General features: G+C 47.2%; 21 protein-coding genes. 1 reads left to right on the plus strand and 20 read right to left on the minus strand.

The window, feature by feature from the left end:
- Window positions 1-3 precede the first annotated feature (3 nt).
- The 16 genes from DXA57_RS04840 to DXA57_RS04915 all read right to left on the minus strand — a co-directional run bounded on the left by DXA57_RS04840 (window position 4) and on the right by DXA57_RS04915 (window position 19,423).
- Window positions 4-2,421 (minus strand): ATP-dependent DNA helicase, encoded by a 2,418-nt coding sequence (locus DXA57_RS04840; protein ID WP_243005708.1) that lies wholly within the window; start codon window positions 2,419-2,421, stop codon window positions 4-6.
- A gap of 101 nt (window positions 2,422-2,522) precedes the next feature.
- Window positions 2,523-3,302 (minus strand): TIGR03915 family putative DNA repair protein, encoded by a 780-nt coding sequence (locus DXA57_RS04845; protein WP_117765183.1) that lies wholly within the window; start codon window positions 3,300-3,302, stop codon window positions 2,523-2,525.
- Window positions 3,303-3,339: 37 nt separating this feature from the next.
- Window positions 3,340-4,662, minus strand: a complete 1,323-nt coding sequence (locus DXA57_RS04850; protein ID WP_117765185.1) for a putative DNA modification/repair radical SAM protein — start codon at window positions 4,660-4,662, stop codon at window positions 3,340-3,342.
- A 329-nt stretch (window positions 4,663-4,991) separates the two neighbouring features.
- Window positions 4,992-6,905: an NAD(+) synthase gene (locus tag DXA57_RS04855; protein ID WP_199612677.1), complete on the minus strand. Its 1,914-nt coding sequence runs from the start codon at window positions 6,903-6,905 to the stop codon at window positions 4,992-4,994.
- A gap of 13 nt (window positions 6,906-6,918) precedes the next feature.
- A complete protein-coding gene (hslO, locus tag DXA57_RS04860) occupies window positions 6,919-7,797 on the minus strand; it encodes an Hsp33 family molecular chaperone HslO (RefSeq protein WP_117765189.1) in 879 nt (292 codons plus the stop codon).
- A 23-nt stretch (window positions 7,798-7,820) separates the two neighbouring features.
- On the minus strand, window positions 7,821-8,594 hold the full coding sequence (locus DXA57_RS04865) for a class I SAM-dependent DNA methyltransferase (protein WP_117765191.1): 774 nt from the start codon (window positions 8,592-8,594) through the stop codon (window positions 7,821-7,823).
- Window position 8,595: 1 nt separating this feature from the next.
- Window positions 8,596-9,657, minus strand: a complete 1,062-nt coding sequence (gene hisC, locus DXA57_RS04870; RefSeq protein ID WP_117765467.1) for a histidinol-phosphate transaminase — start codon at window positions 9,655-9,657, stop codon at window positions 8,596-8,598.
- A gap of 36 nt (window positions 9,658-9,693) precedes the next feature.
- The gene (locus DXA57_RS04875) at window positions 9,694-10,878 is read right to left on the minus strand and encodes a pyridoxal phosphate-dependent aminotransferase (RefSeq protein WP_117765193.1); all 1,185 of its coding nucleotides are present in this window, start codon (window positions 10,876-10,878) and stop codon (window positions 9,694-9,696) included.
- A gap of 69 nt (window positions 10,879-10,947) precedes the next feature.
- A complete protein-coding gene (locus DXA57_RS04880) occupies window positions 10,948-12,666 on the minus strand; it encodes an ABC transporter ATP-binding protein (RefSeq protein WP_117765195.1) in 1,719 nt (572 codons plus the stop codon).
- A gap of 115 nt (window positions 12,667-12,781) precedes the next feature.
- Window positions 12,782-13,855, minus strand: a complete 1,074-nt coding sequence (gene prfA, locus DXA57_RS04885) for a peptide chain release factor 1 (RefSeq protein WP_117765197.1) — start codon at window positions 13,853-13,855, stop codon at window positions 12,782-12,784.
- Entirely contained in the window at window positions 13,848-14,717 is an 870-nt protein-coding gene (prmC, locus tag DXA57_RS04890) for a peptide chain release factor N(5)-glutamine methyltransferase (RefSeq protein ID WP_117765199.1), read from the minus strand. The genes prfA and prmC overlap by 8 nt, the downstream gene beginning before the upstream one ends.
- Window positions 14,714-15,679, minus strand: coding sequence for a DUF1385 domain-containing protein (locus DXA57_RS04895; protein ID WP_117765201.1), 966 nt, complete (start codon window positions 15,677-15,679; stop codon window positions 14,714-14,716). Before DXA57_RS04895 ends, prmC begins: the two co-directional genes overlap by 4 nt.
- Before the next feature lie 125 nt (window positions 15,680-15,804).
- A complete protein-coding gene (gene rpmE / locus DXA57_RS04900) occupies window positions 15,805-16,014 on the minus strand; it encodes a 50S ribosomal protein L31 (RefSeq protein ID WP_117765204.1) in 210 nt (69 codons plus the stop codon).
- A gap of 165 nt (window positions 16,015-16,179) precedes the next feature.
- Window positions 16,180-17,748: a transcription termination factor Rho gene (rho, locus tag DXA57_RS04905; RefSeq protein ID WP_117765206.1), complete on the minus strand. Its 1,569-nt coding sequence runs from the start codon at window positions 17,746-17,748 to the stop codon at window positions 16,180-16,182.
- Window positions 17,749-18,064: 316 nt separating this feature from the next.
- Window positions 18,065-18,433: a TIGR04086 family membrane protein gene (locus DXA57_RS04910; protein ID WP_243005709.1), complete on the minus strand. Its 369-nt coding sequence runs from the start codon at window positions 18,431-18,433 to the stop codon at window positions 18,065-18,067.
- Between the two features lie 144 nt (window positions 18,434-18,577).
- Window positions 18,578-19,423 (minus strand): hypothetical protein, encoded by an 846-nt coding sequence (locus DXA57_RS04915; RefSeq protein ID WP_117765210.1) that lies wholly within the window; start codon window positions 19,421-19,423, stop codon window positions 18,578-18,580.
- A gap of 203 nt (window positions 19,424-19,626) precedes the next feature.
- Here DXA57_RS04915 and DXA57_RS04920 point away from each other — a divergent pair, with 203 nt between their 5' ends.
- Window positions 19,627-20,916, plus strand: coding sequence for an HlyC/CorC family transporter (locus DXA57_RS04920; RefSeq protein WP_117765212.1), 1,290 nt, complete (start codon window positions 19,627-19,629; stop codon window positions 20,914-20,916).
- 49 nt (window positions 20,917-20,965) lie between these two features.
- On the opposite strand, the gene DXA57_RS04925 is transcribed toward DXA57_RS04920, so the two are convergent.
- The 4 genes from DXA57_RS04925 to DXA57_RS04940 form a co-directional block, all read right to left on the minus strand.
- Window positions 20,966-21,721 (minus strand): sigma-70 domain-containing protein, encoded by a 756-nt coding sequence (locus DXA57_RS04925; protein ID WP_117765214.1) that lies wholly within the window; start codon window positions 21,719-21,721, stop codon window positions 20,966-20,968.
- A gap of 2 nt (window positions 21,722-21,723) precedes the next feature.
- A complete protein-coding gene (locus tag DXA57_RS04930; protein WP_243005710.1) occupies window positions 21,724-22,941 on the minus strand; it encodes a S41 family peptidase in 1,218 nt (405 codons plus the stop codon).
- A gap of 273 nt (window positions 22,942-23,214) precedes the next feature.
- Window positions 23,215-24,303, minus strand: coding sequence for a PucR family transcriptional regulator (locus tag DXA57_RS04935; RefSeq protein ID WP_117765216.1), 1,089 nt, complete (start codon window positions 24,301-24,303; stop codon window positions 23,215-23,217).
- A 158-nt stretch (window positions 24,304-24,461) separates the two neighbouring features.
- On the minus strand, window positions 24,462-25,127 hold the full coding sequence (locus tag DXA57_RS04940) for a WecB/TagA/CpsF family glycosyltransferase (protein ID WP_117765218.1): 666 nt from the start codon (window positions 25,125-25,127) through the stop codon (window positions 24,462-24,464).
- Between the last annotated feature and the right edge of the window lie 59 nt (window positions 25,128-25,186).

Here is a 25,186-nt window from a genome sequence, read left to right on the forward strand (position 1 = left end):
CCTCTAACTTTCCCAAAAGCCTGCAAGTGCCTTTTCCACCGTCCATAAACTGCAGACCTCCACATCGGTCCATTCCCTGGGAAACATCCCCTGATATTCCCACTCACAAAATCGCTCATCCAGAAGAAGAATGACTCCCCGGTCCTCTCTGGTACGGATCACCCTGCCTGCTGACTGAAGCACTTTATTCATCCCGGGAATCCGATAGGCATAGGCAAAGCCATCCTGTCCCCGGTTGTCGTAATAGTCCTTTAAGAGTTCCCGTTCCGCACAGACCTGCGGAAGTCCGGTCCCTACAATAATAGCTCCGATGAGCCGTTCCCCTTTCAGGTCGATGCCTTCTCCGAAAATTCCTCCCATGACGCAGAAACCGATCAGACTCTGCTCCCCTTTTCCCTCAAAAGCTTTCAGAAATTCTTCTCTTTCGTCCTCTGTCATGCCGCTTTTCTGATATCGTGTCCGAAACGCAGTTCCACAGCGTTCTTCAAAAACCGCCCCCACATCTTCCATCATCCGGTAAGAAGGAAAAAAGACCATATAATTTCCCGGACATCCAGAAACTGTCTTTTCTATATAAACTGCGATCTTTTCGTATTCCTTCGGTCCGCGACGCTTATACCTGGAGCTGACATCCCTTCCGATCAGCACCCGTCTCTGCTCCGGCAAAAACGGAGTCCTGGCATAAACCGCATAATCATCCCTGACTCCGCTCAGAAGACTTTGATAATACGTAACGGGAAGCAGGGTTGCCGAAAAAAAGACCGTACTGTTTCCCTTATCCAGACACTCCTGTATCGCAGAAGATGTATCGATACAGAAAAGCTTGACCAGAAATCTCCCGTTCTCATCCAGCATGCTGTAAATCACATAACTTTCATCCAGACGATCTGCGATCTCCAGGAAATGACGGATCTGAAAATAAAGCTCCAGCAGTATCTTCCGTTCTTCTCCCGGCGGTTCTTCTTCCAGATATTCTTCCAGGAGGCCTTCCGCACTCATGAGCATTACAGGAAAGCCTTCCAGGCTTTTCATCACTTTGCAGCCTTCTTCACATTCTCTTTTCCATGCCAACATCTGACGGTTCACCCGTTCCAGCTGAGCAATCAGTTTTTTCCCCTGATACCTGCGTCCGCTGTCCTTGTCTTTCTGCTGAACAGCTCTTTTGGCTTCCAGAAGATCCTCCTTCCAGAGAAGCGCACTGTACATTTCCCGGCCCCGTTCCACCAGGTTATGCGCCTCATCAATAAGGAAAATATAGGAGCCTTTGCCTCCGCTTCCTTCGCCAAAAAAACGCTTCAGATGAGCCGTCGGATCAAAAACATAATTGTAATCACAGATCACGGCATCGACCCAGATAGAAACATCCAGACTCAGTTCAAAAGGACAGACCTTCCACTTTTCACTCTGTCTTAGCAGTGCCTCTCTGGAGAAGTCATCCGTTTCCTTCAGCATTTCAAACACCGCATCATTGATCCTGTCAAAATGTCCTTTTGCATAAGGGCAGTGCACCGGATCACACTCTGCCTCTTCCAGCGGACAGATCTTCTCCTTTGCCGTCAGTGTCACGACTTTGTAAAAAAGCCCCTGCTGCTTCAGAAGCCCAAAAGCCTCCTCTGCCACCGTCCTTGTGATGGTCTTGGCTGTCAGATAAAAAATTTTCTCACCCAGTCCTTCTCCCACCGCCTTCACCGCCGGAAATACTGTGGAGATCGTCTTCCCCACACCCGTTGGAGCCTGGATAAATATTTTTTTCTTCCGCTGGATTGTCCGGTAAACGGCTGCAGCCAGATCCTTCTGCCCTTCCCGGTAAGGAAACGGAAAACGGATCGTTCTGATCGACGCCTGTCGCTTTTCTTTCCAAAGGATCTGAAATTCACACCACTTCCGGTATTCGCTGATGAGTTGTTCAAACCATTCTTTCAGTTCTTCTGTGGAATAGTGGGAGGAAAAACGGCGGATTTCTTCACTTTCCAGATTACAGTATGTCATCTGGACTCCCACCTCCGGAAGGTCTTTCTGCATGGCATAGATGCAGGCATAGCACTTTGCCTGAGCAAGATGGACCGCCACCGGTTCTTCCAGAAAGCTCAGCGGCCGGTAGATCCCTTTGATCTCATCTATGATTTCCTGCCCGTCTTCCATAAAAATGCCGTCCGCCCTGCCTTCTACCGACAGCTCATACCTGTGCTCTTTCCCCCCTTCTGTCCCATTCCTGCTCCCGGAAAGTGCAAAGGTTTCCACATATTTCAACGGTACTTCTGCCCGGTACCCGGCATCCATCTGCCCCTGGATCTTCCGGTGCAGCCTGCTTCCCAGCTGCATGGCCTCCTTATCTGCCATACCGCCCTTACGGTTATCGATATCACCACTTCTCAGAATAAATTCCACCAGATTTCTCACTGAAATACGGATCGTTTCCACGCTCTTTTCCTCCCGGCTCCGGCTTTTTCCCGGCTTTGCGCCTGCCGGGTCTGCGGCTCTATCTTATCACATTCCGGGCAAAAGACAAACGAAAAATCACATCAGCTCCACTCCGTCATATATTTTCGGAATTTTAGAGGTAGAAGCTGCTTTTGAAGATCCGGATTTGTCCTTTCAGGGATCGCAATGGTCTCTACAAAATTTTTCCAGAGTTTCTCACAGTCTTTTTCATTTTCTGATTTTTCAAGAACTGCCGTATTCGGTTCTTCTCCTGTAAAAAGATACCAGGGTTCTCCCGGCTGATGAAGGAGGCTCATTTTATGGCGGATGTCATAGATCAGAAACCGTTCTCCCGGATACCGGTTCGTAAAATGATCTCCGATCAGCGGCAGGATCTGCCCGGAAGGTGCGATTTCCGAATAGAGCAGTTTTCCTTTCATCTCCTGAAACCGGATAAAGCCCAGATAACGGTGGGCCTCCCGCGCAACGGCTCTGGATAAGGTCATGATCTGAAAAATGCAGGGCTCCTGGATATTCTCCATCAGACGGTGCACACTGCCATTCTTCCTCCGCGCCATGGAAATCCCCAGTACAATGCTGCGGTAAACAGCTTCTGCCTTTTCCTCTCCTTCTGCCAGAGTCGCTTGGTAAATGCTTTCCCAGCATCCGGATCCCATACTCTTCCTGACCGTACCGGCTACTTTTTCTGCTTTTTCTCTGTCCGTTTCCACACTCCGGTATTCGGAAAAAAGTTCCATTTCATGTCCTGTCCCCGCTTCCAGCTTCACATTTCCATGACCAAGCCTGCTGGCCCAGGCATCGTAGACTCCCGTAAATATTCCTTCTGTACTGTCTTCACATTGAAAGATCACCTGATTCATTTTACCATCTCCTTATTGATACCGTCACGCGACACCATCAGCTCCGAAGCATTGCGATGACTTCCCGACTGTCCGAAAAACTGCTGTCATCAAACAGGCTCAGCTGCCGGTAGGTCCCTACCTGTGCAAGTCCCTGATCCTGCTGATGCAAAAGATTCCTTAAAATAAAATCCTCGTCCATTTTCAACGGATACTGCGTTTTCCCCCGACAGGTAATAAAATAAACAGCCCGTTTTAATACAACTCCGATCTTCTTCAGATCCTCAAATCCCAGGCTGGAAAACCTTCTTGCCTTTACGATCCGCTGCGCCGACTTCACACCGATCCCCGGTACCCGAAGAAGCGTCTCATAGGGTGCCTGATTGATCTCCACCGGAAAATTCTCCATATGGGACAATGCCCAGTCACATTTCGGGTCCAGAAAAACATTAAAATTCGGATGCTTCTCGGAAAGCAGTTCCTTCGCCTCAAATCCATAGTATCGCAGAAGCCAGTCTGCCTGATAAAGCCGGTGCTCTCTGAGAAGAGGCGGGCCGCCAGGCAATGCAGGAAGAAGACTGTCCTCGTTCACCCGTACAAAAGCGGAGTAGAAAACACGTTTCAGTTCAAAACGCCGGTAAAGCGATTCTGCAACAGAGACGATTTCATAATCACTTTCTCCGGAAGCCCCTATGATCATCTGCGTACTCTGTCCGGCCGGAACAAACTGTGGTGCGCTTTTGTATAAGGCCAGTTCTTCCTGATTATGGTTCCGTCTGGTCTGTATCTGCCGCATGGGCGTAAGTATGGTCCTGCGGCTCTTATGCGGCGCCAGCCGCCTCAGGGCATCGGCTGTAGGAAGCTCCAGATTGATACTCATACGATCTGCCAGAAAGCCGGTCTTCTCGATGAGCTCCTCCGGAGCTCCCGGAATCGCCTTCACATGGATATAACCCTGAAAATGATAGACCGTCCGCAGCCGGTAAAGCGTCTGGTAAAGAAGCTCCATCGTAAAAGCCGGACTCTTGAAAACGCCAGAACTCAGAAACAAACCTTCAATATAATTTCTGCGGTAGAATTCCATCGTCAGCCGACAGACCTCGTCCGGCGTAAAAGCTGCCCTCGGTACATCATTGGAACAGCGATTGATACAGTAATGGCAGTCAAATACACACTCATTGGTAAACAGGATCTTCAGAAGAGAAATACATCTCCCGTCCGCAGCAAAGCTGTGGCAGATCCCTGACTCCACACAGTTTCCCATCCCGCTCCCGTCTCCGCTTCGCTTATTTCCACTGGAGGTGCAGGCCACATCATATTTTGCCGCATCCGTCAGGATACGCAGTTTTTCTCCTATCGTCATCTGCTCTGTGATCTTCATAAAAACTCCGTTCCTCCATGCAGTCCTGCATGGCCTTTTATTCTAGTACAGTGAATATTAAGTAACCGCCATATTGACTTGTCTGATTTTTCATCTGCTGCGTTGTCGTCAATCGACGTAGCCACCGCTACGCCTCATTCCTCCGCCTTGCATATGAAGAAATCATCCTTCGTCAATATAGCAGATACTTAATTTTCACTGTACTAGTCGAACATTTGTTCTATCATATCATAGATTCTTATAAAAATCAACCCTACAGGTAGAAAAAGAAAACTGCTGCAGATCAGCTCCACAGCAGTTTCTTTTTTTATAAAGCAATTCACAGGTTTTTATCCCAGTTCTTCCAGCTCTGCAAGCCAGATCGCCGCACTGGCATCACTTGGCATCCGGAGATCTCCTCTCGGAGATACCGCCACGGTTCCTACCTTTGGTCCATCCGGCAGACAGGAACGCTTGAACTGCTGGGAAAAGAATCTCCGGTAAAAGGTCTTCAGCCACTTTAAGATCACTTCTTTTTCATAAACTCCTGCAAAAGCGGTCAATGCCAGCCGATAGATCTTAGCCGGTCTGAAGCCGAAGCGCAGAATGTAATATAAAAAGAAATCATGCAGTTCATAAGGGCCTACCAGATCCTCTGTTTTCTGGGCGATTTTTCCATCCTTGGGAGGCAGCAGCTCCGGACTCACCGGTGTATCCAGAATATCCAGAAGTACTGCCTTCAGTCTTTCATCTTCACAGGTATCCGCATAATAACGGACCAGATGACGGACCAGTGTCTTCGGTACCGATGCATTGACACCGTACATGGACATATGGTCTCCGTTATAGGTTGCCCAGCCCAGTGCCAGTTCTGACATGTCACCGGTTCCGATCACCATACCGCCGGACTGGTTCGCAATATCCATCAGAACCTGCGTCCGCTCTCTGGCCTGACAGTTTTCATACGTTACATCATGATCTTCTTCGCTGTGACCGATATCTTCGAAATGCTGGCGTACCGCCTTTTTGATATCCACTTCTTTTAAAGAAGCACCCAGGCGTCTTGTCAGCTCACAGGCATTCTGATACGTCCGGTCCGTAGTTCCAAAGCAGGGCATTGTGACAGCAGTGATCGAACTCCTGTCAATACCGAGAAGATCAAAGGCCTTTGCTGTCACCAGCAGGGCAAGGGTAGAATCCAGGCCTCCGGAGATCCCTACTGTGACATTTCTGCATCCCGTATGCTTCAGCCTCTTTTTCAGTCCCATCGCCTGAATATGGAAAATCTCCTCACAGCGCTGCTCCATTTGATGCTCATCGGACGGCACAAAGGGCGCCGGATCTACAAAACGGGTCAGCTCGGTTTCTTTTTCTTCCAGATGGAAGAGGACTTCTTCATACGTTTCTTTTCCTTTTACAGAAAATGTCGTCTGTTTTCTCCGGTCCGCCCGAAGCCTCTGGATATCCAGCTCCGTCACGATCGTACTGTTTTCAAACAGTCGGGATTCTGCCAGGATCACGCCATTTTCCGAAATGACATTATGGCCGCCAAACACCAGGTCTGTCGTTGACTCTCCCTCCCCTGCACTGGCATAGATATAGCCGCAGAGAAGGCGGGCAGACTGCCCGGAGATCAGCTTTCTCCGATAGATGCTCTTTCCGGTCGTCTCGTCACTGGCAGAAAGATTGACGATCACCGTTGCTCCTGCCATGGCATGACCTATGCTGGGAGGTTCCGGCGTCCAAAGATCCTCACAGAGCTCTGCTGCCACGGAAAGTCCCCGGACCTCCGGACAGGAAAAAAGGATCCTGCTGCCAAAAGGAATTTCTTTTCCATCCACCATCACACGGGTGATCTCTTCTTTTCCCGGTGTGAAGTTTCTTTCCTCGTAAAATTCCGAATAAGCCGGAAGATAACGCTTCGGCACCAGTCCCAACAGTTCTCCATCGGAAACTGCAGCCGCCACATTGTAAAGCTTTCCATTCATTTCCCAGGGAAGTCCCACAAAAATCAGCATTTTTTTTCCGAGACTGTGCATAACGATCTCATTTAACCCCTGACGGGCCTTCTCCAGCAACTCCTCCTGCCAGAAAAGATCTCCGCAGGTATAGCCCGTGAGGCAGAGTTCCGGATAAGCCAGAAGCTGAACGCCCTCTTTCCAGGCCTGATCCACGCCTTCACAGATGAGTTTTTTGTTATGATCCACATCTGCTACCCGGATCTCCGGTGTTGATGCAGCCACTTTTATAAAACCATCCCGCATTACCAACGTCCTCCTATCGGCTTTTTTTCAGAATTTCTTTCAATTCTTCTGTCGTAAAGGTATATCCGCTGTTACAGAAATGGCACTTGAGTTCAACCGGCTTTCCATCGTTGATTATGGAGGTCAGTTCCTTCTTCCCAAGACTGATCAGCACCTTTTCCACTCGCTTTTTGCTGCAGTCACAATGAAACTCTGCAGGGATTTTTTCAGAGATTTCCGGATGAAATTCTCCCAGAAGTTCATTTAAGATGTCTTCCGGTGTCATTCCAAGGTTCAGCATGCTGGTCACACTCTGCACCTCAGAGATTTTTTTCTCCAGCGCCTCAATAACCTTCTCATCGGTAAAGGGCATCAGCTGAATGATAAAACCGCCTGCCTGTTTCACGGTATTGTCTTTTTCCATCAGAACCCCAAGGCCAACGGAAGACGGAACCTGCTCTGAGGTTGCAAAGTAATACGTAAGATCATCTCCGAGTTCTCCCGTTTCCAGGGCAACCTGTCCCACATAAGGCTCCTTCAGACCCATATCCTTGATCACCCGAAGCATTCCATTTCCTACCGCTCCGCCTACATCCAGTTTTCCAAGTGTATTCGCCGGAAGCAGGACATCCGGATTTTCCACATATCCCTTCACATGACCCTGGCTGTCTGCTGTCACAGTGATGCCGCCGATCGGACCATCTCCTTTTACCTGAAGAGTCAGAAGATCTTTTTCCCCTTTCATCATCACGCCCATCATCACGCCTCCGGTCAGAAGACGTCCCAGGGCTGCCGTTGCCACCGGACTGGTATCATGGGCAGCTCTTGCCTTTTCCACCAGTTCCTTTGTTGTCGCCGCAAAAGCACGGATCTGATTATCCGCCGCCGTTGCTCTTACTATATAATCTCCCATAGATCAAAAACCAAACCTTTCTGTTATTTCGTCTTGCCCCGTTCTCTGGCAATAAAATAAAGCCGTTCACTGTCTTGCTTCGGTGCTTCTCTGGTAAACGCATCGTATACCGCCACAAATTCCATCCCTGCTTCTAGGATCCGCTTTTTTACATCTTCCGGATCAAAGGCCTTCTGAAAATGTGTTTCTTCATATTTCCGGTAAAGCCCCCCTTCTTCCCTGCAGAAAATGGTAAGGTCATATTCATTTACTCCATCCTCTTCGTAGAAGGTATTCTCCCAGATAAAGCTGCATTCATCTCTGTTTTCCGCGATCACAGAATCACCCAGGATCTCTCTGTATTTATAGGGTGTATTCAGGTCGAACACGAAGATCCCGCCCGGATCCAGATAATTGTTTGCCAGCTTGAAAACCTCCAGAAGGTCCTCTTCTGACTCCAGATAATTGATGGAATCACAGACACAAACGATCGCCCGGACCGTACCGTAAAGTTCAAATTCCCGCATGTCCTGCTGCAGATAAAGAATATCCAGTCCTTTTTTACTCCTCTTGTCCATGGCGATCTCCAGCATATCTGCGGAAAGATCCACACCGATCATATCGTAGCCTTTTTCTGCCAGAAGTTCCGTCATACTTCCCGTACCACAGCCAAGATCCAGCACCAGCCCGTCCGTAATGCCGTATTCCTGCAGAATACCGGTCACATACTCTGCCCATTCTTCATAAGGCACATTATCCATGAAGGTATCATAAACATAAGCGAAGCCTTCATAGCTTCCGTGAATCGTATCATCCATGTCAGTTCTCCCGAATATATTTTTTCAGAAATGCCAGCAGCTGATCCATTTCTTCATCCGTACCGATCGTAATACGAAGATAATTATCGATCCTTGGCTTATTAAAATACCGCACAAAGATCTTCTTGATCTTCAATGCTTCAAACAGTTCTCTGGCAGAAATCCGTTCATGCGTAACAAAAAGGAAATTTGCCATAGAATCTCCGAAGGAAAAGCCAAGCCCGGAAAGTTCCTTTTTGACGCGTTCCCGGGTAGCCATGATCTTCCGGCAGCATTCCTGAAAATAAGCCGGATCACTGAGAGATGCTTTTCCAAGCTCCAGAGCCGGACGGTTCATGGTGTAAGAATTAAAGGAATATTTCACATCGTTCAGATATTTGATCAGAACCTTGCTTCCAAACGCGTAGCCGATACGCATACCTGCCATGGAACGGGATTTGGAAAAGGTCTGTACCACCAGCACATTGTCATACTTATGTACAAGCTCTCTGGCACTCGTTCCACCAAAATCAATATAGGCTTCATCAATGATCACCACCACATCCTGATTGTGACGGATGATATCCTCAATATCGGAAAGCTCCATCAGAATTCCGGTCGGAGCGTTTGGATTCGGGAAAACCACGCCTCCGTTTTCCCTGTAGTAATCCTCTTTGACAATACGGAACTCTTTATCCAGGGGCTGGCACTCATACGGGATCCGGAAAACATCTGCCCAGACATCATAGAAAGAATACGTGATGTCCGGAAAAAATACCGGTTTATCGGAGTTAAAAAAGGTCATAAAGCACATGGCCAGCACATCATCGGAGCCCACGCCGACAAAAATTTCATCCCGTTCCATCTGATAACTCTCAGCAAGAGCATCCACCAGGGTATCGCAGGCCGGTTCCGGATACAGCCGGAGCGCATCCGTATTCATATTATTCAGACATTCCGTCACTTTCGGCGACGGCGGATACGGATTTTCATTTGTATTTAATTTGATCACATCCACAAATTTCGGCTGTTCTCCAGGTGTGTAGGGAACCACCGTACGGACATTTTTCTCCCATGTTCTCATTCTTTTACCCTTTCTGCCATTCATGCATAGTCTTCATCATCGGTATTCTTTCATCAGCTCTTCAAAATGAGGAAGAGAACGGACGATCATTTCATAGGAAACGCAGTATGCCAGACGCACATAGCCCGGGCAGGCAAAGGAGCTTCCCGGAACCAGTAAAAGATTCTGCTTTTTAGCTTTCTCACAGAATGCTTTCTCGTCTTCCACCGGAGATTTTACAAAAAGATAAAAGGCTCCTTCCGGCTTGATGCAGGAAAGCCCTGCCTTTTTCAGACCCTCATACAGAGTCTCCCTGTTTCTGTCATAGTAAGCAATATCCGCTTTTTCTTCCAGGCACCGTGCGACGACTCTCTGGAAAAAAGAGGGCGCATTGACATAGCCAAGGATCCTGGTGGCCACATTCGCCGCATTTTTAACCGCCTCGCTGTCATCCATCTCTGAAGGCAGGACCAGATAACCGATCCGTTCTCCCGGAAGGGACAGCGATTTACTAAAGGAATAGCCCACGATGGTATTCCGGTAAAAATCCGGGATCCAGGGAACTTCAACGCCTCCGTATACCAGTTCCCGGTAAGGCTCATCCGAGATCAGATAAATGGAGGTCTTCCATTCTTTCTGTTTTTCCTCCAGGATATCTGCCAGACGTTTCAGGGTCTCTGCAGAATAAACCACTCCTGTGGGATTGTTCGGTGTATTGACAATGACTGCTTTTGTTTTCTCTGTGATCAGCTTTTCAAAGGCTGCAAGATTCGGCTGAAACGTTTCCGCATCCGGCGGGACCACTTTCAAAACTCCGTCATAGTTGCTGACATAAGCCCGGTATTCTCCAAAATAAGGAGCAAAGGCAATGACTTCATCTCCAGGATTCAAAAGAGTCTTGAAAATCACATTCATTCCGCCTGCTGCTCCCACCGTCATGACCAGATTTCCGGCATCATAACCGGTTCCAAAGCGGCGGTTGAGAGAAGCGGCTATTGCTTCCCGGACATCCTCATAACCGGAATTGCTCATATAGCCATGGACCATCAGCGGATCCTCTTCATTCAGCACCTGAAGTGCAGCCTCTTTTACAGCTGCCGGTGCCGGCACATTCGGATTTCCCAGGCTGAAATCATAGACATTTTCTGCTCCGTAAACAGAGGCGAGCTTCTTTCCCTCTTCAAACATGGCACGGATCGCCGAACTGTTGTTTACATAGCCCTGCATTTTTTCTGAAATCATTGTCATCCTTCTTTCTGTTGTCTGTTTATAGTGTTTCAGAAATCACCGAGACAGCCGAAACATGTCCGTCTATTTTCGGTAAAGTTTTGCATAAATACCATTTTTTTCAAGAAGTTCCTCATGGGTTCCTTCTTCTTCGATTCCCTTTTCGGTAAGAACAAGAATCCGTTCCGCATTCCGGATCGTGGAAAGACGATGTGCGATCACAAACGTCGTACGGTTTTTCGCCAGTTTTTCCAGAGATTCCTGCACGATCTTCTCACTCTCATTATCCAGCGCAGAGGTAGCTTCGTCAAAAATCAGCACGGGCGGGTTTTTCAGGAATACACGGGCGATCGAGAGACGCTGTTTCTGCCCGCCGGAAAGCTTCACGCCTCTTTGTCCGATATCTGTTTCATAACCATTGGGCAGTTCCATGATAAATTCATGGGCATTGGCCCGTTTTGCCGCCTCGATCACTTCTGCATCTGTGGCATCCGGACGGCCGTACCGGATATTTTCCATAACATTTTCTGCAAAAAGATACACATCCTGCTGTACAATCCCGATCTGATCCCGGAGATTTTTCAGCTGGACCTTACGGATATCGGTTCCATCAATCAGGATCCGTCCCTCATCCACATCGTAAAACCGCGGGATCAGGCTGCAGAGTGTGGTTTTTCCACCGCCGGAGCTTCCCACGATCGCAAGATACTCGCCTGCATGAACCTTCAGGTCAACATGGCTCAGTACCGTATCCAGCCCTTCTTCATAACGGAAAGAAACATTGTCAAACGTGATATCTCCTTTGACATCCTTCAGTTTTACCGCATCCGGTGCGTCTTTGATATCCGGATCCACATTCATGATCTCCAGGAAACGCTCATAACCGGTGTAGCCATTCTGGAACTGCTCGGTAAAATCAATGAGTTTTTTCACCGGTTCGGTAAAGTTATTGATATAAAGAAGAAACGTGATCAGATCTGTCAGTTTCAGGCTTCCATGTGTCATCATCACAGAGCCGGCCACCAGGACACCGATGGTCACCATCGTCGTCATGGCTCCGAGTCCGGAATGATACAGTCCCATATAACGGTAACTGATCCTTTTGCTGTCCACAAAGGCTTCGTTTCCCTGGGCAAATTTTTCCATCTCGATCTCTTCGTTTCCGAAGGATTTGACTGCCCGTATACCCGCCAGGCTATCCTCAATCTGGGTATTGATATCTGCGATTTTTTCTCTTCGCAGTTTGAAGGCCCGTTTCATCCTTCCATTTAAGAGAAAGGCATAGATCAGAATCGGCGGAAGAAAAGCAAACGTCACAAGGGTAAGCGCCGGATTAATGGTACAGAGAATGATAAAAGAACCGACAAATTTGATCAGTGAGATCACGACATCCTCCGGTCCGTGATGCAGAAGTTCACTGATCTCAAAGAGGTCATTCGTGATCCTTGAAAGCAACTGTCCTACTTTCTGATTATCATAAAAATGGAACGACAGTTTCTGATAATGTTCAAAAATCTCCGCCCGCATATCGCGTTCCATCTTTGCTCCCATGATGTGTCCGTAATAGGCCTGATAGAAGTTACAGAAAGCCTCAAGAACCACCAGTCCCAACATAAGAAGTGCCAGCTTCAGGATCATGGACAGCGGATTTTCCAGGTAGATCACATGATTTGTGATGTACCGCACGATCAGCGGAATCACCAGGGTGATTCCTGCCCCAATGACTGCAACCACCATATCCGACCAGAACAGAAAACGGTATGGCTTGTAGTAATTGGCCAGTTGTTTCAGTTTTTCTTTCATTTCTTTTCTCCTTTTAAATACTACTGCCCTTCATTATACTTCTCCCCGCAAAAATTGACAAGCCAAAACAAAAAAACAGCAGAGAGAAGGCTTTTCCTTACTCTCTGCTGTCGGATCACTGTTCGTTCATTTTTGCCAGTTTGGCTGCCTGATCTGCTGCGATGAGCGGATCAATGACAAGATCCAGATCTCCGTTTAAAACGGCATCGATCTGGTGCAGGGTGAGTTTGATCCGGTGATCGGTCACACGCCCCTGCGGGAAGTTATAAGTCCGGATCTTCTCCGAACGGTCTCCCGTTCCGATCTGACTCTTTCTTTCTTCCGCTTCCGCATCATGGCGTTTTGCCAGCTCCATCTCATAGAGACGGGAGCGGAGGATCTTCAATGCTTTATCTTTGTTTTTCAGCTGAGATTTTTCATCCTGGCAGGAGATCACAATCCCTGTGGGGATATGCGTCAGCCGAACCGCAGAGTCTGTGGTATTGACGCACTGTCCACCGTTTCCGGAAGCACGGAACACATCAAATTTACACTCATTAAGATCCAGATGAAAATCGATCTCCTCCGCTTCCGGCATGATCGCAACCGTCACCGTAGAAGTATGGATTCTTCCTCCGGACTCAGTCTCCGGCACGCGCTGTACGCGATGCACACCACTCTCATATTTCAGCCGGGAATACGCACCCTGACCGGTGATCATAAAGGTAACTTCCTTAAAACCACCGATCCCGTTCTCATTGAGCGACATCATCTCTGTTCTCCAGCGACGGCTCTCAGCATATTTTACATACATCCGATAAACCTCTGCCGCAAAAAGAGCAGCCTCATCTCCACCGGCTCCGGCACGGATCTCCACAATAACGTTTTTCTCATCGTTAGGATCTTTGGGCAGAAGCAGGATCTTCAGATCATTTTCAAGTTCCGGGATCCGTTTCTTTGCTTCAGAAAGCTCTTCTTTCAGAAGTTCTTTCATTTCCTCATCGGTTTCCTCTTCCAGCATCATAAGGCTTTCTTCCACAGTTTCTTTGCATTTTTTATATTCCTTATACGCATCCACGATCGGAGCCAGATCACTCTGCTCCTTCATGAGCTTCTGAAATCTTGCGGTATCGTTTACCACGGAAGGTTCACTTAATTCGCTCATGATCTCTTCCAGACGGATGAGTAAATCTTCCAGACGATCAAACATTTTTTCTTTCCTCCTGTTTTGGTTTTCTTCCACCTACTACCCGGTCCAGTCCTGCCAGATCCTTTTTTACATAGATTTCTTGAAAACCGCCTTTTTTCAAAAGTTCCATTACCGCTTCCGCCTGCGTACAGCCGATTTCAAAGAGCATCCATCCTCCGGATTTCAGATGATCCTTTCCCTCCTGCACCAGTCTGCGATAAAACGCCAGCCCGTCCGCACTTCCATCCAGGGCGCCAATGGGCTCATGATCTCTTACCTCTTCCATAAGCGTACCGATCTCATCGGAAGCAATATACGGTGGATTGGAAACGATCAGATCAAAAACGCCTTCCACCTTCTCAAACAGATCACTCTCCAAAAAAGAGGCCTCGGTCTGAAGCCTCTTTCCATTTTCCACTGCAACCTTTAAGGCCTCCTGCGAGATATCCGCTCCCGTACCGGAAAGTCCCGGAACCAGTTTCAGAAGACTCAGAAGAATGCAGCCGGAACCGGTACACATGTCCAAAACCCGGTCACCTTTCCCCGTTTTCTCCATCGCTTCTTCCACCAGAGTTTCCGTATCCTGTCTCGGGATCAGTACATGTTCATTGACCAGAAAAGAAAAGCCCATAAACTCCTGCTCTCCTGTGATCTGTTGAAGAGGGATCCTCTTTGCCCGACGTCCGATAAGCTCCCGGTAGGCTTTCTCTTCCTCTATGTCTGCCTCTTCTTCCCTGCAGAGAAGATACCACTGCCGATCCGAACGACTGCCTCTCTCTTTTCTCAGATATTCCAGAAGATACCAGGCATCCAGTTCTGCCTCCGCCACACCGGCCGCCTGAAGGAGCTTTCCTCCTTCCGTCACAAGGGAACGATATGTCATGCTTCTTTCTCCTCCGGAAATTCTTTACCAAAATTCTCCCGCAGAAACTTTTTCCAGTCATATACGGCTTCTACTGCAGCAATGGCAACCTCGATCATATCATCGGTAGGCTCTTTGGTCGTCAGCCGCTGCATGGCAAGACCCGGTTTGCTTAAAAGCCCTACGAGTTTATTCTCACTGGTTCCTGCCAGACGGATAAATTCATAGGAAACACCTGCGATCACCGGGATCAGAAGCAGGCGTACCACTACCCGGAGCACCGGCGAAGACACCCGGATAAACAGGAAGAAAATAATACTCACGATCATGACAATGAGAAGAAAACTGGTTCCGCAGCGCTTATGCTCTCTGGAGCTTTTACGGACATTTTCCACATTCAGTTCCATGCCATGCTCAATGCAATTGATGCATTTGTGTTCTGCTCCATGATACATGAATGTCCTCTGGATATCTTTCATTCTGGAGATCAGAAGAATATAACTGACAAAGATCAGGATCCTGACGATACCCTCCGCAATGGAAAGAACCAGCTGGGAATCCGTCAGACGCTGAAACAGAAGCGAAATAAAATAAGGAAGGATCATAAATACGCCCACCGCCAGAACGATGGAAAAGGCAACCGTACATCCCAGCAGAATGGAATTCTCTTTTTCCGGATCTTTGCCTTTTTTCCGCTGTTTTTCTTCCTTTTTCCGTTCTTTTTCTTCTTCCTCATCATCCATGAAGAATTCTGCGGAAAACATCAGGCTCTTCATTCCCAGGACCAGCGAATCCACGAAGTTGAACACACCACGGATAAATGGGAGCTGGAGGATCTTCTTGTTTTTGATAAAACTATGGCACTCTTCTACTTTTACTTCAATTTCTTTATCCGGCTTCCGTACGGCCACAGCGTAATGCTCTCCGTTTTTCATCATGATCCCTTCCATGACTGCCTGGCCGCCGATATTTGAATATTTCATCCTTCGCCTTCTTTCTTAGATTCTTTTGCAACCGTTCAGAACCACCTCTGAAATCCGCCTGTCTCTGAACAGTTATAAAAAAGAAAGGTTGGGATTTTTTCAAACCCCAACCCATCGGAATACTATTATTTGTTTTCACCAAGACCGTATTTCTTATTGAATTTATCAATACGACCACGAGCCTGAGCTGCTTTCTGCTGACCGGTGTAGAAAGAATGACATTTAGAACAAACCTCTACGTGGATCTCGTTCTTTGTAGAACCAGTTACAAAAGTGTTACCGCAGTTGCAGGTTACGGTTGCCTGATGATATTCCGGATGGATACCCTGTTTCATGATTTTCACCTCTTCTTCCTTCGCTTTATGCAGACAATGTCTTGCATATTATGGCATCGAAGGGGAATCAATGCCCCCCATTCAATGATATCACTTTTCATTTCCGTTTATTATCTCTAAACAGCTATTGCATTATAACACGGATTTTTTTAAATTGCAACAGTTTTATATAAATTTCTGTTTTCTTGCAATCTGAATAAATTCCTCGTTGTTCCTTGTCTTTGCAAAGGTATTCAGAATGTTTTCCACCGCATCCTCCGGCTTCATACCGTTCAGCTGTTTCCGCATGATATCGACGGCTTCTTTTTCATCCGGTGTCAGCAGAAGATCCTCTCTTCTGGTTCCGGAGCGGACAATATCGATCGCCGGGAATACTCTCTTTTCAGAAAGCTTCCGGTCAAGGATCAGCTCCATATTTCCGGTTCCCTTGAATTCCTCATAGATCACATCGTCCATCTTACTTCCCGTATCTACCAGAGCCGTCGCAAGGATCGTCAGACTGCCGCCTTCCCGGATATTTCTGGCTGCTCCGAAGAATTTCTTCGGCATGTGAAGTGCTCCCGGGTCAAGACCTCCGGAAAGAGTACGGCCGCTGGGCGGCACTACCATATTATAAGCTCTTGCGAGACGGGTAATGCTGTCCAGAAGGATCGTAACGTCTTTTTTATGCTCTACCAGACGTTTTCCACGCTCAATGACCATTTCTGCCACCCGTTTGTGGTGCTCGGGCTGTTCATCAAAGGTAGAATAGATCACTTCCACATGATCTCCCACAATGGATTCCCGGATATCGGTAACCTCCTCCGGCCGCTCATCGATCAGAAGGATGATAATATGCATTTCCGGATTGTTCTGGAGAATGGACTGGGCCATCTCTTTTAAGAGAGTGGTTTTTCCGGCTTTCGGCGGAGAAACGATCATGCCTCGCTGGCCTTTTCCCACCGGTGAAACAAGATCCACGATACGCATGGCCATATGATTGCCTTCCCGTTCCATCCGAAGCCGCTCGTTCGGAAAGATTGGCGTCATATCTTCAAAATTCTGCCTTCTGGATGCGATATAGGGCGGCAGGCCATTGACGGACTGCACATACATAAGAGCACAGAATTTCTCCTGCGGTGTCTTGATCCTGGTATTTCCGGAAACGATATCTCCTGTTTTCAAGCCAAAACGACGGATCTGAGAGGGAGAAACATACACATCATTATCTCCCGGCATATAATTATCACTCCGGATAAAACCAAAACCATCCGTCATAACTTCCAGAATACCACTGGCGATCTGGCCGGAATCCAGCTGGCTGAAATCCGGTGCCGAACGTTCCTCATTCTGGGCTTCCTCCCCGGAGCGTTCCTGGGTATATTCCTGGTTCCTGTCGTTCCTTTCATAGGAAAAGTTCTCTTGGCTGCGGTTCCGGTTCGGAGAAAAACTACGGACATTTTCCTGATTTCTCCCATAAGAATAGGTACGCGTGTTCTCCTGTCCCCGGCTGTAGTTTCTGCTGACCGGAAGGGGCTGATGCGGTTTCATCTCTTCTTCCGGCTTTTCATTTTCTGCTGCCTGCGCTTCTTCCGGTTCTGCTGTTTCTTTTTCTTCAGATTCTCTGGCATCCTCTTCCAGCATCCGGTCAATCAGCTCATCCTTTTTCAAAGTGGAAATATGCTTTAGTCCTCTTGATTTTGCCAGTTCCTTCAGCTGAACCAGCTGCAGAGATTTATACTGTTCTCTGGTCATTCAACCTGTCCTTTCTTTTTTGTAAAGCAACACTGTTACATACCGCTTTATGCTCTGCGTACTTAAAACGGAAAAATACTCTTCGTTCAAAGACGACAGAAGTCCACAGACTTTTTCAAGGTAAAAAGCCCGGAATGTCTGTCATGAACATGAAAAAATTAGATTTATTTATAATGGAATACTATTTCAATCGGGATCTCTTGTCAGAATCGACATGAAGTCATAAAAACATTTTAAGTATATCACACTTTTTTTTAAAAATCCACCGATATTTTTCCGGGAGCGTGCCGGCTCTTTCCACACGCTCCCGCTTTTTTCAGGAGATCATTCCGCCGAGCATCCCTCCGCCCAGGCAAAGAGCCGCCGCCAGCAAAAAGGACCGGATGCTCTCCCGTTCTGTCCCCGTCTTCCAGGACAACAGAAACAACACAAGGAAATAGATGGCTCCTGTCAGAAGTCCCCAGAGGAATTTCCTCTTTTTTCCACCTTTTCCGGCTGCCAGTCCGCCGAAAAAACAGGACAGCACATAAACCGCATTCATCCCAAGAGAAACCTTGCTCTCATTGAGCTCCAGTTTAAAAAGGAGCAGGGCCATAAGTAAAAGGAGCAAAGCAGTCACCACCCAGGCCGTCAGCTGTGCCCGGATAAGAACTACCGTCTTTCTTACAATGGAACGATTTTCCATTTTCATCCCTCCTGTCATACCATATATATGTATGACCGGTCAGATCCAGAACTGCAGACGCCTGCCTTTTCATTTCGCTGATATTCTGAACTGTTAGCATTAAAAAAACTCTTTCCGGCTGTCTTCTCCGAAAAGAGTCTTGTTTCAATCTTCTTCTGTTTTTCTTTTCATGATCAGGTCTCCTGAAAGGATCAGCCCTGCTGCTGCTCCCATGAGAAGAAAAGGAACAACGTCCATCTCATCTCCTGTGACTGCCGGTTCTGCCTGTAATTCCTGAATGATTTTGTTCTCTGCGGACGATTCCACCTCTTCCGCTTTCTTTGTCTGCGTGTTCTTCGGCTTTTCCGTACCGGAGATACTCTGTTGTGCAGCCAGCACGGTTTCCGTCTCTGCTTCGTCCGCGCTTTCTGTTTCTGCCGCTTTCGTTACCTGCGCTTTTTTCTCTGTCTCAGGTGCCTTCGTCTCCTGCACCTTTTGCTCAGTCTCTGTCACTTTCGTTTCCTGCGCTTTTTTCTCCGTCTCTGCTGCTTTCGTTTCCTGCGCTTTCGCCCCGGTCTCTTCTGACGTTGTTTCCTCTACCTTTTTCCCGGTTTCTGCCGGCTTGCTGCTTTCGGTGCTGCCTGTCCTGTCAGAAGCCTCAGCAGAATCCTTCGCCGCTTCTGTCATTTCTGCCTGGCTTTCCGGCTCTTTGGAAGCGGGGTCCGGCTCCTCCTGCTTCTTCTCTGTCTCAGCTTCTGAAAAATCAAATTCAGAAGTAATGCCGATCCCTGCAACAACGGTACTTCCTGCCACCGTGTAAAGTCCTGACAGATCCAGTTCCGGCGTCTGGATCTGATCTGCTGACTCTGCCGTCTCCAGCGCATCCGCTGCTTCCTTTGATATATATGCGGAAGCCTGATCTATTTCTGCCGCTTTCACAGAAGCATTTCCTGCTCCGGAAAGCGCCAGTGCCAATATACTTCCCAAAAGGATTCCCTTTTTGCTTTTCATAATTTCTGCTCCCTTTTCTTTGATCGGCTATTCACCATCACAGTCTTATCATTCTGTTCTATACTTTATCACATTTCTGTAATATTTTTCAAGTATTTATTACAAATTTATTAAAATATATTTTCGATAGTGTTGACTTATTGCATTCGACAAAAAAATATTGTATATTCAATAAAACCATATAAAAAAGGAGCTGATTTTTTTTGGATTCTACTTCTGCCCTACAGCTGGTTGCTCTGATTCTGCTGCTGGTGCTGTCCGGATTCTTCTCTTCCGCAGAGACCTCTCTGACAACCATAAGCACCATCCGCCTTTTGAGCCTGGCTGAGCAGGGAAACAAACGGGCACAGACAGTTCTCAAAATCCGGAAAGATTCCGGTAAAATGCTGAGTGCTATTTTAATTGGAAACAACGTTGTCAATCTGAGTGCTTCCTCTCTGTCCACCACGCTGGTCATGGACCTCTTCGGCAGTGCCGCTGTAGGTATCGCTACCGGTATTCTGACCTTTCTGGTACTGATGTTCGGAGAGATCACCCCGAAAACACTGGCAACCATCCATGCGGAAAAATTCGCACTCCGTTACGCCAATATCATTTCTTTCCTCATGAAGATCCTGACACCGGTGATTTTTATCATCAATCACCTGTCCAGTCTTTTTTTGAAACTGCTTCATGTGGATCCCAATGCCAAGCCCAGCTTCATGACAGAACATGAACTTCGTACCATTGTGGATGTCAGCCACGAAAATGGCGTCATCGAAAGTGACGAACGCCAGATGATCAATAACGTGTTTGATTTCGGCGATTCCACCGCCAAGGATATTATGATCCCGCGGGTAGATATGATATGCGTAGATATCAACAGTACCTATGAAGAGCTTCTGCAGATTTTCCGTGCGGAACGTTTCACCCGTATTCCGGTTTATGAGGATGACAGCGACAATATGGTTGGAGTCATCAACATCAAAGATCTCCTCCTGGTCCGTCCTTCCAGAGAATTTCATATCCGCGATATCATGCGTGAACCTTATTTCACCTATGAATATAAGAAAACCTCTGAGCTGATGGTAGAAATGAGAAAGGATTCTGTCAATTTCACCATCGTACTGGATGAATATGGCGCTACCGTGGGAATGATCACCCTGGAAGATCTTCTGGAAGAAATCGTGGGAGATATCCGGGATGAATACGATCACGATGAAGAGGATCCGATCCGCCGGATCCAGGACAATGAATACCAGGTTCTGGGTTCTGCCAAACTGGATGACCTTAATGAAAAACTGGATCTCCATCTGGAATCAGAGGATTACGATTCCATCGGCGGCTATATCATTGAGCATCTGGATCATCTCCCAAAAGCCGGGGAATTTATTGTCACAGAAGACGGGATCCGGCTGGTGGTCGATATCGTCACCAGAAAACGAATTGACCGTGTCCATATTTATCTTCCGCCAAAGAAGGAAAACGAAGAGCCGGAAGAAGATTATCTCTAGGCAAAAAAATCCTGCAGTCCACATCTCATGTGCGGCTGCAGGATTTTTTTCATTCATTTACATCGATCTCATCACCGGCCATACGAAGAATATCTTTGATCTCTTCCATCGGCATATCCAGATAAGCAGAGAGTTCCTCCACAGAAACCTTATGTTCCAGATCTTCTTCCAGATTATGAACGGCTTCGCTCAGATGATTGACCTTCTGAGCCACCTTGTCTCCCATATCCTTCAGATCCTGTCCTTCACTCAGAGTATCTTCCATGGCTTCCCGGATCTTTTCATAAAGGAAATTCCGGTAATCCTCCAGTTTTCCGGAAAACTCCAGTTCTTCCAGCGCCAGCATCAGGGCCACATTTCCTTCCTGGATCAGATCACCTCTTGGAACCGTGCCAAAAGCAAAGGTTCTGGAAAGGTCATAAACAGTCCTCAGATAATGCTCCGTCAGCCGGCTCTTCGCAGCAGGATCTCCGGCACTGGCCAGCTGAAAATATTTCAATTCTTCTTCCTCGGAAAGTTCCTCGATTTCTTCCAGCTCTGCCTGATACAATTCGAGACAGTCGCTCTCCTCCATCATTCCTGCTTCTTCCTTGTCCGGCGCTTCCTGTTTTCCGGCTCCTTCATACCCTTCGATCTGGATCTTCTCTTCATTCAGATAGGCACAGACCATCTGCAGCTGTTCTTCTGTCAGATGTGCATTTTTAAAAAATTCCCTGATCTCATCAAGACTCAGCCGGTTTCCCTTCTGATCTGCCAGCCCCTTGATCTCACTTAACATTTCCCGAAAAATATATCTTTCCTGCATCTTTATTCCTCCAGTACCTCGATTGCCTTCTGAAGCTGATTATCCTGATCCTTCGGTATGGTGATCAGCTGCTCCAGTTCTTTGTCCAGTTTCACTTCCACATCCGGCTCGATGCCTTTTTCATGGATGTTATTTCCTTTTGGTGTATAATATTTTGCAATGGTCAGCTTTACTGCCGTGCCGTCGGAAAGCTCCACGATCCGCTGAACGATCCCTTTTCCGAATGTGGTGGTTCCGACCAGCGTACCAATGCCATAATCCTTTACTGCTCCCGCAAAAATCTCCGATGCGCTGGCACTTTCTCCATTGATAAGGACTGCCAGCGGAATAGTCAGTTCCTTCTCTCCGTCACAGCTGTATTCTGTCCGCTCTCCGTAGCGGTCCTCTGTATAAACAATAAGTCCCTCCGGCAGAATTTCCTTTAAAATATCCACAACTGTAGAAAGATTTCCACCCGGATTGTTTCGAAGATCTACGATGAGTTTTTCCATGCCCTGTTCTTCCAGTGATGCTTTTGCCTCCTGAAACTGTTCCAGCGTCACCGTATCAAATTCACTGATCTCCAGATAACCAATGTTATTTTCCAGCATCTCACTTGTTACCGTCGGGATATCCACAGCCCGGCGGGTCAGAATGATGGTCTGTTCCTCCGTTTCCCCTTTCCGTCTGACCGTCAGCTCAATAGCATCCTTTTCTCCGGTCTTGATCTCATTGACCATCTCTGTCAGATCCAGCGAGGAAGTATCTTCTCCGTTAAAGCCAGTGACAATGTCGCCCGGAAGCAGACCACTCTCTGCGGCCGGTGTCCCTTCATAACATTTTACCACAGAAATCTCCCCGGTATCCTTATCCTGCGTCATGATGGCTCCGATTCCTTTATAGGAACCGCTGGTGCTTTCCATCAGGCTTTTCAGTTCTTCCTTACTGTAATAATCCGCATAAGGATCCTCAAGACCGGCCATCACACCCTTGTACATCCAGTCTTCAACCTGTTCCTCATCGATGTCATCAAGATAATAATAATTGATCACATTGGAAAGCTCACTTAGTTTTCTGGATGTTTTCAGACCAGCCAGTGAAAGATCCCCTGCATTCTCAGGATAAAATAGATGGTCCAGCACCCCGTTTGAAACACTGAATACCGCCCCGGCGATCAGAAACATAACTCCTGCCCCCACTGCAAAGCCTTTCCAGAAATGTGGTTTCTTTTCTTCGTCCAATCTTCTACTCCTTTACCCAAAAAAAGAGGGCTTTGGCATATTCAAAACCCCCTCACCTTGCAAACTCCTCTTTCATGAAAATCAGTAACTGTTCAGGACGTTCAAAACAACAGGCCACAGACCCGCGCATTACATGCGCTCTCGCTGCATTCGCAGCTTTTGTCTGAGGCTAATGGGCGTTCCGCCCATTCCGAAATAAAAATTCATCCTATTGCAAACAAGTTTGCATAGTCTGATTTTTCATTTCGCTGATGTTCTGAACTGTTACGAAAATCAGTATTCCAGATTTTCCATGTATTTCATATATTTTACAACCATCAGTGCGATCTTAAAGGTAATGGCATCCTCAAAGACACGAAGATCCAGACCTGTACTCTTCTGCAGCTTGTCCAGACGGTACACCAGCGTATTTCTGTGGATATACAGCTGTCTGGATGTTTCAGAAACGTTCAGGCTGTTCTCGAAAAATTTATTAATGGTCGTCAATGTCTCCTCATCAAAATCATCCGGTGACTTGCCGTCAAAAATCTCACGGATAAACATTTTACACAGAGGGATCGGAAGCTGATAGATCAGACGGCCAATTCCAAGAGAACTGTACGCAATGATATCTCTTTCACTGAAGAAGATTTTTCCCACATCCAGAGCCATCCTTGCTTCCTTATAGGAGCGGGATACCTCTTTGATCTCCTCCACAATGGTTCCGTATGCCACATGAGCATGTTCTCTCTTGTCCGGTTCCAGTGCCTCCAGGATCTGACGGGCGATATGCTCCATATCTGCATAATCTTCCTGTTCATTTACTTCCTTCACCACAATGATGCTTTTCTCATCCACCGCTGTGATAAAGTCACCGTTCTTGCTTCCCAGGATCGTACGCACACTCTCCAGAGAAGAATTGTCTTTCTCATGATCTGTTTCCAGAAGAAATACCACCCTGCGTGCCTCCGTATCAATATGGAGTTTCTTCGCCCGGTTGTAAATATCCACAAGAAGCAGATTGTCCAACAGAAGGTTCTTTATGAAGTTATCCTTATCAAAACGCTCCTTATATGCGACCAGAAGCGTCTGCACCTGAAAAGCAGCCATTTTTCCGACCATATAAACATCATCGCTGCTTCCCTTTGCCACCAGGATATATTCCAGCTGACTGTCATCAAAAATCTTAAAAAACTGGTAGCCCTGCACCACCTGGCTGTCTGCCGGTGAATCTACAAAAGAGAGTACGGAAGCATGATGTTCATCTGCTTCCGGATAGGTCGCTGCCAGTACATTCCCCTCCAGATCCATTACGCTCAGATCTATTCTGGAAATCACCTTCAGTCCATCTATCGTAGACTGTAAAATCTGATTTGAAATCATTCCCTGCCACTCCTTTACTTCATACCTTATTCCGGATATTAACCTCCCGCATCAAATCTCTATTCCCCGAAAAATCCAATGCCTATCTGTTATTCTAATATAAAATGCCAAAAAAAGAAAGAGAAAATTGTGAATTTTTTACGTTTTTTCACAGTTTTTCAGTTCTTCTCTTCCTGATATTGCGTCACTTTTTTCTTAAACAGACGTTTGAGGAAAAGGTTTTCCAGAAAGCCGGCCGTTTTTTCCTTTTTTTCCCCGGCAACAGAAGCCTCACCCAGCCCCAGCCAGAGACGGATATTCAGTCTGTCTCTGTTGCTGAAAATGAACGCCTCCTGCTCCGGAGACGGAAGCTTGGCAATGACCAGCTCCGCATCCAGACCATTGATATGATTCACCGCATCATCCATATCATCCGATGTTTCCATGGAAAAAGCTCCAGCCAGCGGAAGGGACGGATAATTTCGCTTCAGATTTTCCATCGTTTTTTCTTTTTCCGGTTCTGTCTCTGTCAGAACAGCCACGGTATAGTTTGCTTCCGAAAGTTCCTTCAGCAACTGTATTTGAAAGGAATGGTTTTCGATCTCATCCAGCCTCTCCTTTCTCTCTTCTCCCATGGCTTTCAGGATTGCTTCATCTCCCGCAAGACGCAGCGCCATCCGGCTCAGGTATCCCCGGTATTCTTCATCCTTCTCTGCAAGCAGGAGCATATCCGCCCGAAAAACCGTACAGATGCTCAACGGTTCTCTGCCCAAAAGTCCCATTACCCGCCGGACAGCTGAAGCGGCACTCAAATTTTCAATTTCAATCCCCATTACATCTTTCATTCTGTATCTCCTGCCAAATACTTTTTTCTCTCCTATGATAGCAGAAAAGGCTCCATCTG

This window comes from Blautia sp. OF03-15BH (assembly GCF_003463065.1).
Classification (GTDB): Bacteria; Bacillota; Clostridia; order Lachnospirales; family Lachnospiraceae; genus Limivivens.

What these genes read in the sequence shown, in the direction of transcription:
- DXA57_RS04855 (WP_199612677.1), bottom strand. Translation starts at nt 6,905, where the DNA reads ATGCGGGATGGTTTTATAAAAGTGGCTGCATCAACACCGGAGATCCGG.
- prfA (WP_117765197.1), bottom strand. Translation starts at nt 13,855, where the DNA reads ATGTTTGATCGTCTGGAAGATTTACTCATCCGTCTGGAAGAGATCATG.
- rho (WP_117765206.1), bottom strand. Translation starts at nt 17,748, where the DNA reads ATGACCAGAGAACAGTATAAATCTCTGCAGCTGGTTCAGCTGAAGGAA.
- DXA57_RS04880 (WP_117765195.1), bottom strand. Translation starts at nt 12,666, where the DNA reads ATGAAAGAAAAACTGAAACAACTGGCCAATTACTACAAGCCATACCGT.
- prmC (WP_117765199.1), bottom strand. Translation starts at nt 14,717, where the DNA reads ATGACATATCGTTCCCTTGTGACGGAAGGAGGAAAGCTCCTTCAGGCG.
- DXA57_RS04865 (WP_117765191.1), bottom strand. Translation starts at nt 8,594, where the DNA reads ATGGATGATACGATTCACGGAAGCTATGAAGGCTTCGCTTATGTTTAT.
- hisC (WP_117765467.1), bottom strand. Translation starts at nt 9,657, where the DNA reads ATGAGAACATGGGAGAAAAATGTCCGTACGGTGGTTCCCTACACACCT.
- DXA57_RS04925 (WP_117765214.1), bottom strand. Translation starts at nt 21,721, where the DNA reads ATGCAGGAAAGATATATTTTTCGGGAAATGTTAAGTGAGATCAAGGGG.
- DXA57_RS04845 (WP_117765183.1), bottom strand. Translation starts at nt 3,302, where the DNA reads ATGAATCAGGTGATCTTTCAATGTGAAGACAGTACAGAAGGAATATTT.
- DXA57_RS04915 (WP_117765210.1), bottom strand. Translation starts at nt 19,423, where the DNA reads ATGAAAAGCAAAAAGGGAATCCTTTTGGGAAGTATATTGGCACTGGCG.
- DXA57_RS04940 (WP_117765218.1), bottom strand. Translation starts at nt 25,127, where the DNA reads ATGAAAGATGTAATGGGGATTGAAATTGAAAATTTGAGTGCCGCTTCA.
- DXA57_RS04910 (WP_243005709.1), bottom strand. Translation starts at nt 18,433, where the DNA reads ATGGAAAATCGTTCCATTGTAAGAAAGACGGTAGTTCTTATCCGGGCA.
- DXA57_RS04935 (WP_117765216.1), bottom strand. Translation starts at nt 24,303, where the DNA reads ATGATTTCAAATCAGATTTTACAGTCTACGATAGATGGACTGAAGGTG.
- DXA57_RS04895 (WP_117765201.1), bottom strand. Translation starts at nt 15,679, where the DNA reads ATGAAATATTCAAATATCGGCGGCCAGGCAGTCATGGAAGGGATCATG.
- hslO (WP_117765189.1), bottom strand. Translation starts at nt 7,797, where the DNA reads ATGGGAGATTATATAGTAAGAGCAACGGCGGCGGATAATCAGATCCGT.
- DXA57_RS04875 (WP_117765193.1), bottom strand. Translation starts at nt 10,878, where the DNA reads ATGATTTCAGAAAAAATGCAGGGCTATGTAAACAACAGTTCGGCGATC.
- DXA57_RS04850 (WP_117765185.1), bottom strand. Translation starts at nt 4,662, where the DNA reads ATGAAGATCACAGAGCAGATGACGATAGGAGAAAAACTGCGTATCCTG.
- rpmE (WP_117765204.1), bottom strand. Translation starts at nt 16,014, where the DNA reads ATGAAACAGGGTATCCATCCGGAATATCATCAGGCAACCGTAACCTGC.